Annotated in this window: 16 protein-coding genes; 11 read left to right on the plus strand and 5 right to left on the minus strand. The window is 38.4% G+C overall.

What is annotated here, in order from left to right:
• Window positions 1–130 precede the first annotated feature (130 nt).
• Window positions 131–301: a Sec-independent protein translocase subunit TatA/TatB gene (locus tag ACJVDH_RS02475; RefSeq protein WP_443945991.1), complete on the plus strand. Its 171-nt coding sequence runs from the start codon at window positions 131–133 to the stop codon at window positions 299–301.
• 80 nt (window positions 302–381) lie between these two features.
• Here the strand turns inward: ACJVDH_RS02475 and ACJVDH_RS02480 are convergent, their stop codons facing one another.
• The 4 genes from ACJVDH_RS02480 to ACJVDH_RS02495 all read right to left on the minus strand — a co-directional run bounded on the left by ACJVDH_RS02480 (window position 382) and on the right by ACJVDH_RS02495 (window position 4,181).
• On the minus strand, window positions 382–1,203 hold the full coding sequence (locus ACJVDH_RS02480; RefSeq protein ID WP_443945992.1) for a universal stress protein: 822 nt from the start codon (window positions 1,201–1,203) through the stop codon (window positions 382–384).
• 33 nt (window positions 1,204–1,236) lie between these two features.
• A complete protein-coding gene (locus ACJVDH_RS02485) occupies window positions 1,237–2,655 on the minus strand; it encodes an inorganic phosphate transporter (protein ID WP_443945993.1) in 1,419 nt (472 codons plus the stop codon).
• 145 nt (window positions 2,656–2,800) lie between these two features.
• Window positions 2,801–3,529 carry an esterase family protein gene (locus tag ACJVDH_RS02490; RefSeq protein WP_443945994.1) on the minus strand — a complete coding sequence of 243 codons (729 nt, stop codon included), beginning with the start codon at window positions 3,527–3,529 and terminating at the stop codon, window positions 2,801–2,803.
• 58 nt (window positions 3,530–3,587) lie between these two features.
• Window positions 3,588–4,181 (minus strand): GDSL-type esterase/lipase family protein, encoded by a 594-nt coding sequence (locus ACJVDH_RS02495; RefSeq protein WP_443945995.1) that lies wholly within the window; start codon window positions 4,179–4,181, stop codon window positions 3,588–3,590.
• Between the two features lie 157 nt (window positions 4,182–4,338).
• Between ACJVDH_RS02495 and ACJVDH_RS02500 the strand changes: the two genes are divergently transcribed.
• From ACJVDH_RS02500 to ACJVDH_RS02515, 4 genes are all read left to right on the plus strand, one after another.
• The gene (locus tag ACJVDH_RS02500) at window positions 4,339–4,938 is read left to right on the plus strand and encodes an FMN-dependent NADH-azoreductase (RefSeq protein WP_443945996.1); all 600 of its coding nucleotides are present in this window, start codon (window positions 4,339–4,341) and stop codon (window positions 4,936–4,938) included.
• Between the two features lie 164 nt (window positions 4,939–5,102).
• Window positions 5,103–6,458: an alkaline phosphatase family protein gene (locus ACJVDH_RS02505; RefSeq protein ID WP_443945997.1), complete on the plus strand. Its 1,356-nt coding sequence runs from the start codon at window positions 5,103–5,105 to the stop codon at window positions 6,456–6,458.
• A 185-nt stretch (window positions 6,459–6,643) separates the two neighbouring features.
• Window positions 6,644–7,105, plus strand: a complete 462-nt coding sequence (locus ACJVDH_RS02510) for a PA2169 family four-helix-bundle protein (RefSeq protein ID WP_443945998.1) — start codon at window positions 6,644–6,646, stop codon at window positions 7,103–7,105.
• Window positions 7,106–7,309: 204 nt separating this feature from the next.
• Window positions 7,310–7,696: a response regulator transcription factor gene (locus ACJVDH_RS02515; RefSeq protein WP_443945999.1), complete on the plus strand. Its 387-nt coding sequence runs from the start codon at window positions 7,310–7,312 to the stop codon at window positions 7,694–7,696.
• Between the two features lie 422 nt (window positions 7,697–8,118).
• On the opposite strand, the gene ACJVDH_RS02520 is transcribed toward ACJVDH_RS02515, so the two are convergent.
• Window positions 8,119–8,493 carry a hypothetical protein gene (locus ACJVDH_RS02520; protein WP_443946000.1) on the minus strand — a complete coding sequence of 125 codons (375 nt, stop codon included), beginning with the start codon at window positions 8,491–8,493 and terminating at the stop codon, window positions 8,119–8,121.
• A 190-nt stretch (window positions 8,494–8,683) separates the two neighbouring features.
• On the opposite strand from ACJVDH_RS02520, the gene ACJVDH_RS02525 reads away from it, so the two are divergent.
• The 6 genes from ACJVDH_RS02525 (at window position 8,684) to ACJVDH_RS02550 (ending at window position 17,610) form a co-directional block, all read left to right on the plus strand.
• Window positions 8,684–9,346, plus strand: coding sequence for an energy transducer TonB (locus ACJVDH_RS02525; protein ID WP_443946001.1), 663 nt, complete (start codon window positions 8,684–8,686; stop codon window positions 9,344–9,346).
• 59 nt (window positions 9,347–9,405) lie between these two features.
• The gene (locus tag ACJVDH_RS02530; protein WP_443946002.1) at window positions 9,406–10,497 is read left to right on the plus strand and encodes a S1/P1 nuclease; all 1,092 of its coding nucleotides are present in this window, start codon (window positions 9,406–9,408) and stop codon (window positions 10,495–10,497) included.
• A 121-nt stretch (window positions 10,498–10,618) separates the two neighbouring features.
• A complete protein-coding gene (locus ACJVDH_RS02535; RefSeq protein WP_443946003.1) occupies window positions 10,619–12,223 on the plus strand; it encodes a tetratricopeptide repeat protein in 1,605 nt (534 codons plus the stop codon).
• A 249-nt stretch (window positions 12,224–12,472) separates the two neighbouring features.
• Entirely contained in the window at window positions 12,473–15,250 is a 2,778-nt protein-coding gene (locus ACJVDH_RS02540; RefSeq protein WP_443946004.1) for a TonB-dependent receptor domain-containing protein, read from the plus strand.
• A 29-nt stretch (window positions 15,251–15,279) separates the two neighbouring features.
• Window positions 15,280–16,539 carry a right-handed parallel beta-helix repeat-containing protein gene (locus ACJVDH_RS02545; RefSeq protein WP_443946005.1) on the plus strand — a complete coding sequence of 420 codons (1,260 nt, stop codon included), beginning with the start codon at window positions 15,280–15,282 and terminating at the stop codon, window positions 16,537–16,539.
• Window positions 16,540–16,554: 15 nt separating this feature from the next.
• A complete protein-coding gene (locus ACJVDH_RS02550) occupies window positions 16,555–17,610 on the plus strand; it encodes a phytase (RefSeq protein WP_443946006.1) in 1,056 nt (351 codons plus the stop codon).
• Window positions 17,611–17,834: the final 224 nt, after the last annotated feature.

A 17,834-nucleotide genomic window follows, 5' to 3' on the forward strand; every position in this document is an offset into this window, starting at 1 on the left:
AATTGACCATTTTAGATGATTAATACTTAACCAAATCTACTTTTAATGTAGCCGCTTTTGATGCAACAACTTTGTTGGCTAAAACCAAATCTCAGTATTATGCGTAAGTTTAAGTAAAATTAGAATCGAAATGGTAAACACAACAATTGCTGCCTTACTTGGTGGCCCGGAAGTAATTATATTGGTGGTGGCAGTTCTTTTGCTGTTTGGAGGAAAGAAAATTCCGGAATTGATGAAAGGGCTTGGGAAAGGCGTAAAGGAATTTAAGAACGGTCAGCAAGGTGTTGACGATGCCAAATAGAAGATTCTTCTAAAAAACCAACCAAGAACGTATTGATGTGCCACAACTCTGTTTAGGTGTTGCGGCACATTTATGTTTTTTTACTCGTGTAAAACCAAAATTGCTTTTACCGTTTTATTCATAACATGGTTTACCGTGCTGCTGGTAAATAAACGATATAATATATTGTGCTGGTGTTTTACCAAGCATAAAATATCTGTATGGTTGTTGTTGATGAAATCTATAATACCATTTGGTGTACTATTTGCGCGGATGTAATTAAATTCCAATTCTGCATTGGGCAACAATTCCCGTATCCTTTTTTCTCCGGTTTGAATGTGGATTTCATCCGATTTTTCTGCCACATAAAGTACCTGCATTTTTTTGGTTTCTACAGCCATCAGCAATTCCTTTAATGCATTAACATCGCTATGCGACAATTTGGTCTCATAATCTGTAGCGAGTGTAATAATTGGTGCAACCGTAAAACTGCTGCCCAGCGGCACAAACAACGTAGGCATCCTCAATTTGGTAACGGCCATACTGGAGTTACTGCCAACAATTCCAGTAATACCGGTAGATCCTGTAAGTCCCATAACCAGCAATTCTACAGAATTTTCTGCAGTGTATTTGGCAATAACATTTTTAAGGAAACCAACATCACATAACGTATGTACATGAATGTCGTCCAGATTTTGTTGCGTTTGTATATTCTTCGCCCACTGTTCTAAAGCGGCTTTTTTGTTGTCATAATAAGACTCAATGAAAATGGCATTGTATGTACTGTTGTTTATGCCTTCTGTTGGATGGATGGCATGAATGGCCACAACTTCCATTTTAAGGATTTTAGCCATTGCAAGCGCGTAAGCAAATGCATTGCCGGCGCTTATTGAAAAATCTGTTGCAACGAGTATCTGTTTCATTTCCTGGTAAATAAGGTAAATTTAGCGAATAGATTAAATGAATAGGTGAAAAAACATAAACAATGCAATAGAAAGTGCAATAGATACTGGTAAGGTCAGAACCCAGGCCAGGCCAATGTTTTTTAATGTATTGTTGTTCAGGTTTTTTGTACCTCCTGATGCCACCATTGCACCGGCAATTCCGCTGGATAAAACATGCGTTGTACTTACCGGCAATCCGAAAGCTGTACTTAAACCGATTGTAGATGCAGCAACAATTTCTGAAGTTGCACCCTGTGCATAATTTAAATGTTCATTTCCTATTTTTTCGCCTATAGTTACAACAATTCTTTTCCAACCAATCATAGTGCCCAAACCTAAGGCTACAGAAATCGTTAAGATTACCCAAATTGGCGCAAATTCTACCAGTTTAGATAAATTGTTTACACCATCGGAAAGGATTTTTTCATCGGCCTTGCTGAATTTAGCAGAAGGTTCAGTTTTTAATGCTTTAACATCTTTTGTAATTTCTTCAATTTGTTTACGGAAGGCGTAGGTATTTTCTTTATCCTGATCGCTTTTTAATGCCAGGTGGTATCGTGCTTTATCTATTTTTTGTAGCAGCATATTAACATCTAAATGTTGGCTTCCGGATGTGAAATTCGTTTTTTTAATCACCTGCTCAACCTGATACAAATCTTTGGTTACCGTTTCATTCGGGATGGAATGATTTAAGGCAAATCTTGCCGGTAAAAAAGCAATCAGAATCAGCATCATTAAACCAACACCTTTTTGTCCGTCGTTACTGCCGTGAAAAAAACTGACCAAGGTACAAGTCAATATCAGTAAACCACGGATTAACAATGGCGGCCGATCATTTTCGCCTTGTGGTATGTGAAATAAAGCGTGGTATTTTACAATGTGTTTTAAGAAATACATTAGTGCAACGGCCAATCCGAAACCAATAATTGGCGAAAGGATTAAAGAGAGTCCAATTTCTTCAGCTTTGCCCCAGTTTACACCTTTGCCACCGTAGTACCAGGTAAATGCAAGTCCGGCGCCAATCATTGCACCAATCATAGTATGCGAGCTGGAACATGGGATACCAAAGTACCAGGTACCTAAATTCCATGCAATCGAGGCGAGGAGAACAGCTAAAACCATACAAGCGCCAACGCCAATAGGTAAGCTCATTAAAGCATCAAGCGGTACGAGTTTAAGAATGCCCATGGCAACCGCAATACCGCCAGTAAATACGCCCATAAAATTCCAGAAACCTGACCATGGAATGGCAACAATTGGTTTTAGCGCTTTAGTATAGATAACGGTTGCTACAGCGTTAGCAGTATCATGAAAACCATTTACAAATTCAAAACCAACTACTGCAACAATGCAAACCAAAAAAACAATTAATAAAGGCGTGCTTAGATCTATATTCCCTAAAAAGGGAAGGGTGGTACAAAGAGATGACATACGGTATTTGTTATGGGCCGGATCACGATATCCGCCAGCCTAAATTACCGCAAAAGAGGTGCATTCAATGTTCTGTATTTGTTAAGTTATTGTTAATCTGCATTCTGTAATTAGGACTGGTTATTACAGATTGCAATTGTTGCGCTTAAATATACAATGGTGCCATTTTTCGCCAGTAATGTGGCCTGTGGGCATTGCTTTCCCACGTGTAGAAATGGTTAGGGATTTGCTTAGACCACAAAATATGACTTAGCTGTTGATTAACATGCAGGAAAGGATCAGTTTCACCTACAGCCAAAATAATTTCCATTTTTTTTAGAGCTTCTAAAAAACTGTTGTCGTCTAAATTGGCCATAAATTGTGCGGGCATATTAAAATACACTTCATCATTTCGAAAACCATTTAACAGATCTTTAAAATCGCCCTGCGCATTTGTTAAATCATATCGCCCGCTAATGCCAACTGCTTTTTTGAATTGCCATGGATGGCGCAAAGCGATGTTAATGGCATGGTAAGCGCCCATGCTGCAGCCGGCAGTTTCAATATAATCATTCGGGTTCATGCGTTTGATTAACGGGATTACTTCATCCAGAATGTATTTTTCATATTGCAAATGACGGTTTATTCTAACCGACGGAAAAACCGATTCGTTGTAAAAGCTCTCGCCATCTATACTGTCTACACAAAAAACCTGAATGTCTCCGGCTTCAATTTGCGTGCTCAAAGATTGGATAATGCCCCAGTTTTCATAGTCAAAAAAGCGAGCCATACGTGTTGGAAAAAATAAAACTGCGCGGCCATCGTGGCCAAAAACCAGCAATTCCATATCCCGCTGTAAAGTAGTACTGAACCATTTGTGATATTCCCTGTTCATGCCGGCAGATCTTTTTTGGAAATTAATGAGCGGATGTTATCTATGCATTAATAAAAGATTAATGATTCCCTATTTTTTGCGACACAATTTCTGCCCAAAGGCGGTATCCTTCTGCACTTAAATGTAAACCATCTTCTCCATAATATGAGGGATTTGGCATGCGGGATTTGTCCAGCATTTTTGAAAATACATCTATAAATTTCCAGTTACCATTCAGCCGGATAATTTCACTTTCAATCAGGTTATTGGTGTATTTAAACTGATCTGCCATGTGCCAGCGTACCAAACTCGGTTTCAACGAAATAAAGTAGCAGGGGAGGTGTTCATATTTTTGATTCACTTTAACCATCAGTTGCTGAAAAAAGATAAAAATTTCTTCAGGGTTTCTGCCATCGCCCAAATCATTATCTCCGGCATAAATGATTAATTTTTCCGGATAAAGATCCGTCATAATCCGTTCAAAAAACCAAACACAGGCAGCAAGCGTAGAGCCGCCAAAACCCAGATTGGTTACCTTTTTTTCTTTAAAATCTTCTTGTAAGCTTGTCCAAAGCCGGATGGATGAACTGCCGTAAAACACGATTCCGGGATTGTGCCTGTTTTTGAGTTGTGTGCGCTCCAGCTGTTTAATGTCTTCTTCATACCAGTACATATCTTTTAAAGATAGCACATCATATTGATAAAGAATGGTTAATGCATATTAAGTTTTAACATCAGGTAATTGTACTTGTAGGCATGCGTTTTATTAACATAGATCAATCTGGTGAAAAAAATAAGCTTATACCTTAGCAAACATAAAATTTAAAACGATGTCCAAAATATTAAATATCATTTCAAGCCCGCGTGGCGAAGCATCAAACAGTATTAAACTGGCAAATGCGATTATAGATAAGCTAAAGGAGCAGGATCCTGCAGCAGCTGTAGAAACCAAGGATTTGACAAAATCTCCATTTCCGCATCTTGAAGAAGCTCATTTGAATGCATTTTTTACGCCGATTGAACAACATACAGAAGCAAACAAAGAAGCGATCAAACATTCTAGCGAAGCCATTCGTCAGATTATGGACGCAGATGTTTTGGTTATTGGTGCGCCAATGTACAATTTCTCAATTCCATCTGTTCTGAAATCATGGTTTGATCATATCGCACGTGCTGGTATCACGTTCAAATATACTTCAGAAGGTCCGGTAGGTTTATTAACAGGTAAAAAAGCATATATCGCTGTTGCAACTGGTGGCGTTTACAGTTCTGGTCCTGCTGCAGCTTATGATTTTGTTACACCTTACGTAAAAACCATTTTGGGTTTTATCGGTATTACAGATGTAACTGTAGTAACTGCAGAAGGTTTTGCTGTTCCGGATTTGCAGGCAACAGCTTTAGATAAAGCGGTAGATAGTATTGTGTTGTAAGCAAAAATAATTTATAGAGAGCGGTGTTTATTTTGTGATAAACACCGTTTTTTTATGCCCGAAATCCTGGCAATTCCAACCAAATTTTTACTTGCCTTTATATTTTCTTAACATGCAGAAAACCTTAAAGGCATGTGCTGTAAATACCTTCGCATCAAAAAAAGATGAAGAAGATATTTGCCTTAATGGGTTTGTTTTGCCTTTCTTTTGGGGATGCAAACGCCCAAGAGAACCACGTTGTGCTGATTAGTGTGGATGGTTTACGACCAGAATTTTACCTCGATCCGCAATGGGGAATGGTTAACGTACGGCAGGGCATGCAAAAAGGCTCGTATGCAGAAGGTGTTCGTGGCAGCTTTCCAACGGTAACTTATCCATCACATACCACAATTGTAAGTGGAGTTTTGCCTGCAAAACATGGTATTTACTACAATACACCTGTAGAGCCTTTGGGTATTTCTGGCAAGTGGTTCTGGTTTTATAAAGATGTAAAAGTGCCAACCATATGGACAGCAGCAAAAGAAGCAGGTTTAAAAACCGCCGGTGTAAGCTGGCCTGTAACTGTTGGTGCGCCTATTGATTACAATTTGCCTGAATATGTTATTCTTCCACAAGGTAAAGGCGAAAAAGCCGATGAAATTAAAGCTATGTTTCAAGAGTCCAATCCGAAATCGCTTTTTCAGGAAGTAGAAGATAATGCCATAGGAAAGTTTGGAGAATATGGTGCAAGCATTGATTATTTTACCAGCGATCAGAATAAATCAAGAATGGCTGCATATATTCTAAAACGCTACAAACCCGCGTTTCTGGCGGTGCATATTGCGCTTACAGATCATTTTGAACATGAAGAAGGCCGCGATGGAAACAAAGTGCGTTCTGCCGTTGCTGGTGCAGATGTGGCCATCAAAACCATTTTAGATGCTGCAGAAGCTGCCGGAATTGCCAGAAACACGACATTTATTATAACCGGTGATCATGGTTTTGTAGATATTCATACACAGTTCAAACCAAATGTGATTCTAAGCAAATTGGGTTTATATGATGATGCCAATAAAGAAGGCTGGAAAGCTTATTTTCAACAAAGTGGAGGTTCTTCTTTTTTACATTTGCGAGATCCGAAAGATAAATTATCATTAGATAAAATCAAAAAAGCTTTCGCAGAACTGCCGGAAGGTATGCAACGCATGTTCCACATATTGGATAAAGATGCCATAGCAAAAGCACAGGGCGATCCTACTGCATCAATGGCTTTGGCCGCCAATCAAGGATTTTGTTTCGGCGCATCGGCAACAGGCGATTTACTTGCGCCTGCAAAAGGTGGTACGCACGGCTATCTGCCAACAGATTTTAAAGAAATTCAAACCGGTTTTGTAGCCTTTGGGAATGGAATAAAAGCCGGAACAGTGATTCCGCTTATGGGGCAGGAAGATATTGCACCCTTAATTTCCAAAATTCTAAACCTGAATATGAAAACCGACGGAATATTGTATCCGGGTTTACTTGCGCCAGCCAAAAAATAACTTTTAGTATTTTTAAAAAGCACCTGGAGAAGTGATTATATACACCTATTCAGGTGCTTTTTTGTATGAAATATTCTTGTATCGGCTACGTTTTAAAAGATTTTGGCCTCTGCCTAAAACTTTTAAAATAAGCAAAACCTTGTAGCAGAAAAACATGTTGTCTAGTAAACTACATATATAAAAACATGGAAAATCAAGAAAAAAAAGTTGGTATATTAAATGACCTGATACAGATTAATAATGACAGAGCTGATGGATTTGATAAAGCTGCTGCCGATTTAAAAGAAGAAAATATTGACTTAAAAGCTACGTTTGATAAGTTATCTTCTGATAGCCGTAAAAATGTAACTGAACTTGCCGCTTTGGTAGGAAGATCTGGCGACCAGCCTGATACCGGAAATACCATTTTAGGCAGTTTACACAGAGCATGGATTGATATCAAAGCAACTTTCGGCGGAGATGATCGCCACAGTATTCTTGCAGAATGCGAACGTGGAGAAGATGCCATTAAAAAAGCATATAGAGATGCACTTCAGGAAAACGAACTTGGCGAAGAAGTTAGAGCTGTTTTGTTAAAACAACAAGATGGGATTAATGCAAGTCATGATGCAATTAAAGCATTAAGAGACGCGCATAAAGCATTGTAATATATCATAATGTTAAAGGCCACCCGTATCATTGAATATTGGTGGCTTTTATGTATTTGGCTGTTTGGAGTTGGTAAAAGTTTGCAACACCGTAAATTGTTAGGATTTATTACAACACGCACAAAACAAAACATTCATCTTCAGGTTGTTTAATATGAAAGGTGATATAGATCGGTTAAAAAGGAAACATCAGAAAATTAAAAAATGGGAAAAAAAGTAATTGTTTTGGAAGATGATTCTTCTATTCGGGAAGTTATCCAATTAATCTTGGAGGATGAAAACTATGAAGTAGAAGGGTTTTCTGATATTCAAACCTTTATGGCAGCGTATCCAACACGCAGTGCAGATCTTTTTTTACTTGATGTAATGCTGCCCGACGGCAATGGCTTTGACGTTTGTGGGAAGTTGAAAAACGGAGGCCTGAAGAATCGCGTGCCAGTGCTTATGATGAGCGCACATGCAAAACCAGCAGAAATGCTGACAAAATGTAATGCAGACGGATTTATTGCAAAACCTTTTGATATTCAGGATTTAGTTGTAAATGTTCAGAAACAAATGCAATTGGCTACCGCACAAAACCGGAATCTCTAATAGAGTGCAGTCTGAGTTCGTTTAACCTTTCGTATATATAAGCTGTTTTTTAAAGCAATTTTGATTTTATGCCTAGTTATTCTGCTGTTCAAATTGTTTTTGGTTTGTAAATAAATCCTTTTGTGACAAATTTGTTTCCTCAATATTTATGTTGGATGCTCTTTTTTTAAGATTTTACAGAAAAATAGAAGGTTAAAGATTTATTTCTCTTTTAATAAAAAAAATATGCGTGTATACGGAGTAAAATTAATTATGTTGAAGCAGATTCGGAGTATATATCTGTTGGCAGCGCTGTTGTTTTGCGTAGGTATATTTATAAATAGCTTCTGCAAATGCGATTCTCCTAAAAATTCCAAAAATTCTTTAACAATCAAAACAAAGTAAACTTACTTTGCTTTGATCTTCCGCTATTTCCACTTGGTTTAATCCTCTCGTATAAAACGCAATCCGCAGCCTTCAATGCATTGCGGGTTAATGGTTAGTGTTTTTTGTGTTACTTTATAATAAAAAATTACAGCTTGTATTTTATCTGCGCTCAATTCCAAACGTGTACTATCCAGTACTTTATACTTCGTAAACGGACTTAAAATATCTCCGGTTAAGTTTCCAGAGCGTTCAAATTTCAGAATTCTGCGTTCCTTAACTTTTACGTATTTTCCGCTGCCATTTCCAGGATCGGCAAGTGTTTCCGTTAGTTTCCAGCTTCCATACAATTCGCCGGGGCCGTCATTATTTTTTTTGCAGGCGCTATACACCAGTGCCGTAACGGCGAAGAAGATTAGCAATGATCGTTTCATAAAGCTTTAATTTTTTAGTTGATACGAAAGCATTCAGAAAAACGCTACATCAATTTCCTTCGTTGCAGAAAAAATAATAATCAATATGATAATGAGTGGAATACAGCCGGTTCTCGGTGTTGAAAATATTATTAAATTAACTTCCCGTTTGATAAAAAAAAGTTACTTTCATTAATCTAAAACGCTTCTTATGAAAAGGCTTTCCGTATTCCTCTGCTTAATTTTCTGTAGTTTTTTGCTGCAGGCACAGGACTTGAAAAAAGTGAGAACCAGCAAAAAATTCAATGGCTTCACTATAAAAGAAAATTACACCGTGCTTCAGTCAGATGAAAATATAAAACAAGGAGAATATAAACGGGTAATTGAGCGCTCTGTGCTAACCGGGCAATACAGCAACAATTTACGTAGTGGTATTTGGCAGGCTTTTGATGAAAATAAACTGGTACAACAAATAAATTTTGATACCGGCGAAGTAATCCATTATCAACAGGGTAAACTATTTTATAAAGTATATATTTTATCCGATGATGGGAAAGAAAAAACAGAAACCGAGCAAGAACCGATAATGGTTGGCGGTTATCCGGTAATCTTTTCGGTGTTCAGCAAAAACATTCGGCTTAGTGATGCGTTTAAAATGGCAAAAAAAAATAGTCTTCTGATTTTATCAGGAATAGTTACCAAAGAGGGAAAAATGATCGATCGTAAAATTGTTCAGCCAATGGGGTATAATATGGACAACGCAGTTTTGGATTTATTTAGCCAACTGCCAGCGGATTGGTTGCCCGTAAAAGTTAACGGAGTACCGGTAAACGTACAGGTAGAGTTTCGTTTTAAGGTGAACGTAATGCAGTAGCACATTCTTTTTACAAATATGCATCTGGTAATTTAACATGCGGAAAGTATATTCGCGCCATGAAAAAAATCATCCTCATCCCATGTTTTCTTGTACTGTCTGTCGTATTAATTTCCTGGGGATTTAAAGGCCATCGTGCCGTTGCAACCATCGCAGAAAAACATTTGGATGCTGGTATTGCCAAAACAGTTTCTATATTGCTTCAAGGCCAAAATATGGCTGCGGTAAGTACCTGGGCAGATGAAAATCGAGATAGCAAAAGTGCGCCGTGGCATTATATTAATCTCCCTTTGGGATTAAATCACGATCAGTTTGTTGCCGCTGTAAAAGCGCAAGGTGCAGACAATGTATACGGCGCAATACTGATTACAGAAGCAAAACTTCAGGATAAAAACCGTTCACAGGCCGATAAAAATGAAGATTTAAAATACCTTATTCATTTAATTGGAGATGCACACCAACCGATGCATGTAAGTGGTAAGGAAGATAAAGGTGGCAATACCATTCAACTTCGTTTTGACGGAAAAGGCACAAATTTACACAGTTTATGGGACAGCAGATTGATTGATCACGAAGGTATCAATGAAGCAGAAATTCCCTTGAAGTACGATCAGGCGAGTGCAAAAGAAATAAAACGCTGGCAAAATAGCACGCCAATGGATTGGATTTGGGAGAGCTACCAAATTAGCTCGGTTTTGTACGGTGAAATTAAATCCGGACAAGAAATAGACGAAGCGTACTATCAAAAATATATTCAAACCATTCAGAAACGCATTAACCAGGCAGGGATTCGTTTATCGGGAGAACTTAACCGCATTTTGAAAAATGTACAAGTGAAAGAAAGGGATCTGGCTAACCAAACAGAAACGAAAAGTGTAGCCATCAATATTAGCGAAATCAATAGTTTTATTGGCAAACAAGTTTCAGTACAAGGAAAAGTGTATGGTACTAAAGATATTGGCAGTATGGTATTGGTAAGTATTGGTGCGGCCTATCCTGATCAGTTGTTTACGTTGGCTTTAAAAGGAACGGCAAAAGAAAAAGCGGCAGATCTTGATGGAAAAACACTTGCAATTGAAGGAACAGTAATTGATTTTAAAGGCAAACCAGAAATTGTGGTAAGCGATCCGGAATTGGTTAAGGTACTTTAATTCCTACCATTTAAAATCTGCTTCTTTATGCGATAAGTCATCATGTATTTAAGTTAACAATTAGTTAACAATAAAACAGTTCTTTTGCGGCGGCTAGTTCTAATAACAAGTCGCCGCTGGCATGTTCAATCGCTTTACAATCATACTTTTAGCTGCTTTATTTTGGATGCCGGCATATGCGCAGACACCAGAATTGAAATCTGCCAGTTTACTGGGGCATAAACAACCCAACTCTTCTCTGGTTGCACTTAAGGAACTGCACGCAAAGGCTGTAGAAAAAAATGATTTGCCAGCTCAAGGCAAATTTTTACAGCAAATGGGGCAAATTTGCTATAACCAGGGCTATTATGCCCAAGCTATGGAATTTTACCTGCAGTCTGATCAGTTGTTTACCTCCATTGGTGATGCCAATCTTCTGGCTGAAAATATGGGGCAGATGGGTATTTTATTGTACTACAATAAACAATCTAAAGAAGCACATCAAGCGTATAACAAAGCGCTGGCACTCTATAAGCAGACCAGAAATTTAAAAGGCGAGGCCAGTATTCTTGGCGGAATAGGCCATTTGTATGAAAAAAGCCACCGTTATGATAGCGCATTTTATTACCAGAAACAGGCGTTAAAGAAATATACGGAAGCCAGTTTTCCTCAGGGCGCTGCAAAAATTTACGAAAATTTGGGTAGTATTTATGAAGATCTGGAGCGATATGATTCTGCTTACGTTGCCTTTAATAAATCTCTGGCGTTATATAAGACAGAGAACAACGAAATTGGTGCAATAGAAGTGGTTAATAATCTGGGCGATATTCTGCGCAAAACTGGTCGTTATCCAGAAAGTATTGTTTTATCGCGGCGGGCAATGGCAATGGCCAGGCAAACAGATAATTTATATCAGCTTGCTGCATGTGCAAAAGACTTAGGAAAAGCGTACGGGCTTTTAAATCAGATGGATAGTGCTTACCATTATGCAGAGGCCAGCCGGAAATTTTCATTAGAAGCGTATTCTAAAGAAGGTGTAGATCAAACTGCTTTTCTACAGGTATTGTATGATATAAATAAGAAAAGCGCAGAAATAGACCGATTGAATAATGTACGCAAAATGAATGCGATAGTTGCAATTGGCGTTGTAATCATTGCAGTCTTACTCGTGGTTTTGGGTATCGTTGTCCTTAGTCGTTATCGCCTTAAAATTAAAGATCAGAATATTCTGGCCAAACAGAAAGAAGTTGAGCATAATCTAGTTCAACTTGAGCTTAAAAACCAGCAACTTCAGGAAGAAGGCCTTAAACAAGAGCTCGAACTTAAAAGTAAAGAGCTTTCTACGCATACTTTAAATCTGATTAAAAACAATCAGTTTCTGGAACAACTGCGCAGTACTTTACAGGCGATGGTGAAAGATGAAAAACGCGATCAGAAAAAACAAATGCAACAGATTATAACGGAGATAAACGAAAGTTTTAATCATGAGCAACACTGGCGCGAATTTACCCAGGCATTTGAACAGGTGCATCAGCAATTTTTTGACAGTTTAAAGCAATACAGCACAGAACTTACCTCAACAGATTTGCGTTTGGTAGCCTTGCTTAAAATGAATTTAGATTCTGCTGATATTGCTACGTTGCTGGATATTTCAACAGATAGTTTGCGGGTTTCCAGATACCGCCTGCGCAAAAAACTAAACATCCCGCAGGGCGATAATTTGTCTGCTTTTATACAATCTCTGTAAACATTTGTAATGGTTTTTGCCAGTTGAATGTACACATTAGAAAATCATGAAATACGCTTAACATTTTCTTAATGTAACGGTAATAAAAACGTAATGGCGGTTTTTAAATTAAATAATTAATTGATTATTAGTTTTTTATGTTGTTGTGTTGCCTTTTAATTTACGGGTGTTGTAACGCTGTTGCTTTTCTGTAACTACACATTTTCTAAATGCTATACATCTTTGAGCCGTCAAATCAAATGAACATCAATGAACAAAATTTTACAAATCCTATTGCCCCTTTTGTTTTGTGTATCTATAGCAAATGCAACAAAATTAAAAGGCCACGTGTACGATAAACAATCGGGTGAAGCCCTTGTTGGTGCAACGGTAATTTTAGAAAAATCTGGCAAAACAGCCAATACCGGCTTAGACGGTTCTTTCGAGTTTAAGGATGTTACACCGGGTACAGCAACCATTCGCGTAACGTATATTACGTACCAAACTGTTGTACAAACTATCACCATCTTAAAAGAAGATACACCACATGTTAAAATTTACATGGAAAGTGCTTCAAATGACCTTGGCGAGGTTGTAACACGCGCTACAGCAAGTGGTTCAAACGATCGCGATGCGCGCCGGATTGAGCAGAATGCCACACAGATTATGAATATCGTTTCTGGTAAAGCCATTGAGGTTTCTCCGGATTTAACTGTTGCCAATGTTTTGCAACGCGTATCTGGCGTATCTATAGAACGGAACAGCAATGGAGACGGGCAATATGCCATTTTAAGAGGTATGGATAAACGTTACAACTACACGTTGGTTAACGGTGTGAAAATTCCGAGTCCGGATAATAAATACCGTTACGTGCCTTTAGATTTGTTTCCTTCAGATTTATTAGACCGTTTAGAAGTTTACAAAACCCTCACACCAAATTTAGAAGGAGATGCGGTAGGTGGCGCTGTAAATATGGTTATGAAAAACGCACCCTCTCGTTTGCAGATTAATGCGAACCTGGCCAGCGGTTACAATCAAATGTTTTTCGACCGTAATTTTACCAGCTTCAATTCGTCAGGTATCAACAGTAAATCGCCTTATGAACTTAATGGCCGAAATTACAATGCTACACAAGCCGATTTTACCAAAGGAACTTTAGATTACACATCAAAAAAACCAGCACCAAATGTAGTTGGCAGTCTGTCTATCGGTCAGCGCTTTCTGAATGATAAGCTTGGCGTTATTCTTGCCGGCAGTTATCAGAATACTTATCGCGGCAGCAACAGTACATTTTACAACTCTTCAGTTACAGGTACAGATGCTTATGCTGTAATTACCAGCAAAAGCTATCGCGAATATTCTGAGCAGCAAAAACGTTTGGGTTTACACGGTAAAATTGACTACGTTTTTGATCAAAACAACAAAATCAGTTTATACAATGTATATGTAAATCTAAAAAATGAGCAATTGCGCGATGCGGTAAGCACCAGTTACAACGGCGTGTACGATCCGGCAAAAGGAAATGCAGAATTGAGTTATACAACGCGTAGCCGTTTAACCGAACAGCAGATTTACAACAGCACATTGAATGGAGAGCACAAATTCTTCGACAATAAGTTTAAAGTGCAATGGTCTGCAGTATATTCTTCGGCAAAGAACGAAGTGCCAGACAATACCACCATTAGTTTAAACGGCGTTGAGCAGAACTTTGTAAGCAAACGTACATCTTTGGTAAACACTTCTCCGGTACAACGCCGTTGGGAGCGCAATACAGATGAAGATAAAGCCGGATATTTAGATTTAACCTACAAAATATTTCAAGGTTCAGAAAATTTAGATGTAATGGTTGGTGGTTTGTACCGCGATAAACAAAGAAGCAGTTTCTACAACAATTATACTTTGGCGCCAACTGCTGCCAATGCAGGTTTATTGTATGGCGTAAACTTTAACAACTACAGCGATCTCAATTTGATGGTTACCAACCCAACAGGTGCAGTAAGTAATCCCTTAACTTACGATGCAAGTGAGAAAATTGGCGCAGGTTACGGAATGTTGAAATACAATAACGATAAGTTTGAAGTATTGGGCGGCGTGCGTGTAGAGCATACCAACCAAGGATATAATTTACTTTTTGCTGCAGGAGAAACTAACCCTGCCGGAAGCCAGATTTATACAGATGTATTGCCAAGTGCTACTATTAAATACCATCTAACAGATAAAGCACAATTGCACACTTCTTATTACAAAGCACTAAACCGCCCAGGTTTTTATGAAATTGTGCCTTCGAAAATTGTAAATGAAGAATATCAGGAACGCGGAAATCCAAATTTAAAACGCGCATTGGCAGATAATTATGATTTGCGTTACGAGCTTTTTCCGGGTGCTTCTGAACAATTGTTGGTGGGCGCATTTTACAAACGTATAAAAGACCCGATTGAATATACTTTTCAGGCAGATGCGGTACGCGGACAAGATATTTATTATAGTCCGGGTAATTTCGGGACAGCCAAAAACTACGGTGCCGAAATTGACTACATCAAATTCATCAGCAAACTGGGATTCAAAGCAAATTATACTTACACACACTCGCGCATTACTACGCCAAAAACTTCAAGAAGAATTAATGCCACAACAGGCGATATCGAAGCTTTTTCTGTAGATCAGTCTCGTCCTTTGTATGGCCAGTCAGAACATATTGCCAATTTATCTTTATTGTTTAAAGACACTAAAAAAGGTTGGGACGCACAAATTGCCGGTGCATATACAGGTCCGAGGATTAACACTGTTTCTCAATTCTTAAATAACGATTTGTGGCAAGAAGGTTTCGTGCAAGTAGATGTTTCTGCAGAGAAACGTTTCAAGAGCGGTTTAAGTGTATTTGTCAAAGCCGGAAACATTTTAAATACACCAACCAAATTGTTTATTAAAGGTACCAATAACGAGAATTTGAAGATCAATGAAAATTTGGTTTCCAATGGGCGCACTTTAATCCGTTCAGATTACTATTACCAAAGTTACTTACTTGGATTGAGATACAAATTCAACTAAATATTAACGCATTTTTCAATTATAAAACGATGAAATTAAAACAACTTTTAGCTTTGGCCTTTGTGGCTGTTGCATGCGCAGCATGTGAAAAAGCGAACATCAGTGTAGATACGACATCTGCAAGCGGATCTGCAATTGGCGAGGTTTCCGGTATTTGGGCAAAAGGAAGTGTACACGAGATTAAAGGAGATATTGTTATCCCGGAAGGGAAATCTTTAACGATAGAAGAAGGCGTAACCGTTTTAATGGATACTACCGCAAAACCGGAAATTGTGGTAAAAGGTAATTTATATTCTCTAGGTACGGTTGATAACCCCGTTAGATTTACCGTAAACGATTTGTATAAAACTACAACCAAAAAATTTGGTAAAATGTGGGGCGGTATTCTTGCTGGTCCAACTTGTACAGAATTGGTTTTGGATCATACAATCTTGGAGTACGGAGGTTCTACTACTTCAGATGCCTCAACATCGGTAAAAATGGGTTTGTACAAAGCCGTTGCCGGCGAAAACCTGCCTGCTTTATGGTTTTCTAACGTAAATGGTAAACTCATTGTTCAAAACAGCATCATCCGGAATTTTCAGGAAGACTGTACCTATATTGAAGGTGGGAAAATCATTTTTGCCAACAATCTTTTTTATACAACAGGCGTAACCGGCGGCGAAGCCATGAACTTTAAATCTGGCTGCCTTGCAGATGTTGCCTATAATTTAGTGTATTCTGCCAATACAAACGCACTGAAATTATCAAATGCCGGAGATCGCAGTCCGCAGGCTTACATTATTGCTTACAACAATACCATGATCAACACCGGTTGGAGAAGGCCAACTGCGAAAGGTGGTTCTGTATGGTTAGAATCTACGGTACGTGCAGATTTGTACAATAATTTATTTGCGAATACCCGTTTCGGTGTAAAACGCGATCCAAAAAAACCAGAAGATACCCGTTCTGTGTACAGCAACAACTGGTATTACGGATACGATCAAACTACGGTAAACCAGTTTCAGGTTGGTAGCAATGATGTTGTTGGCGGTACCAATGATACGCGTGGAAAAACTGCTGCAGAAAATGATCCGAAATTTGTAAACTATCCGGTAAGTACCAGCGTAAACAATGCAGATTTTAGCACCAACTGGGATTTTCACCTTCAGGGCAATTCACCTGCATTAACCAAAGGCATTACTACATTTAGTCGCCACCACAAAGCAGGTTTAACTACGGCCAATGGAATCACATATGTATCACCAGAGCCAGCATCCTATGTGGGTGCTTATGGTATTAAACTTTAAATTTTATAGATATAAATGAATATAATCAGTACAGTTTCCTGGGCTTTACTTGCTTTAAACAGCGTGTGCAATCCCAAAACAGATACCTCAAAAGTGAAACCGGTAATCATTACTGAACCGGTAAAATACGATACAGATGATCCTGCAATTTGGGTAAACAAAGCCAATCCGGAGAAAAGTCTGGTTATCGGAACGGATAAAGATGCAGATGGTGCTTTATATGTTTTTGATCTGGATGGAAAAATTGTTCAGGATAAAGTAGTACGCGGTTTAAAACGCCCAAATAATGTAGACCTTGCTTATGGTTTAAAACTAAATGGCAAACCTACAGATATTGCCCTTGCTACAGAACGGATGACGCATAAGTTGCGTATTTTTTCTCTGCCTGATATGAAACCTGTTGATGGCGGAGGAATAGAAATTTTTGTGGGAGAAACCGGAAATGAATTTCGCGATTTGATGGGTATTTCCATCTACACTGCAAAAAACGGTAAAATGTATGCAATTGCAGGCCGTAAAAACGGACCAACGAATGGCGGTTATTTGTGGCAATATTTATTGGAAGATGATGGAACCGGAAATGTAAAAGCCACATTGGTGCGTAAATTCGGAACGTTTAGCGGTAAAAAAGAAATTGAATCTATCGCTGTAGACAATGAACTGGGTTTTATCTATTATTCTGATGAGCAAGTTGGCGTTCGGCAGTATTATGCAGATCCGGAGAAAGGCGATCAGCAACTTGCCTTATTCGCAACTACCGGTTTTGCTGCCGATCATGAAGGGATTGCAATTTATAAACTGTCGGATAAAACAGGTTATATTACGGTGTCAGATCAGGGCGCAGATCGTTTCCAGGTGTTTAGTCGGGAGGGGAGTAAAGCAAATCCTTTTGAACATAAATTGCTCAAAGTAGTTAACGTGCAGGCACACCAAAGTGATGGTTCTGATGTTGTGAATGTACCTTTAAACAAAACTTTTAAGCACGGTTTATTTGTAGTCATGAGTGATGATAAAACTTTTCATTACTATCGTTGGGAAGATATCGCCGGTAAAGCACTCAAAGTAAAATAACATCTTAAAGGATTTCGGTACAACAGAAGATTTTTTAGACCCGGATGTTAATCCTTTAACAGCAAGTTTACACAAAGGTGAAATTAAAAAGCGAAGTTTGAACTGTAGAAAATTCTATTCAAAAAACTTAGTTTATATTATTCAAATAGCCGCGGCGGATGCTGCGGCTATTTGAATTTTTAGAGAAAAATAGATGTAAGGTTTACTCCAGTTTTACAAAGAAA

It is taken from the genome of Pedobacter terrestris, assembly GCF_052343045.1.
Lineage (GTDB): Bacteria > Bacteroidota > Bacteroidia > Sphingobacteriales > Sphingobacteriaceae > Pedobacter.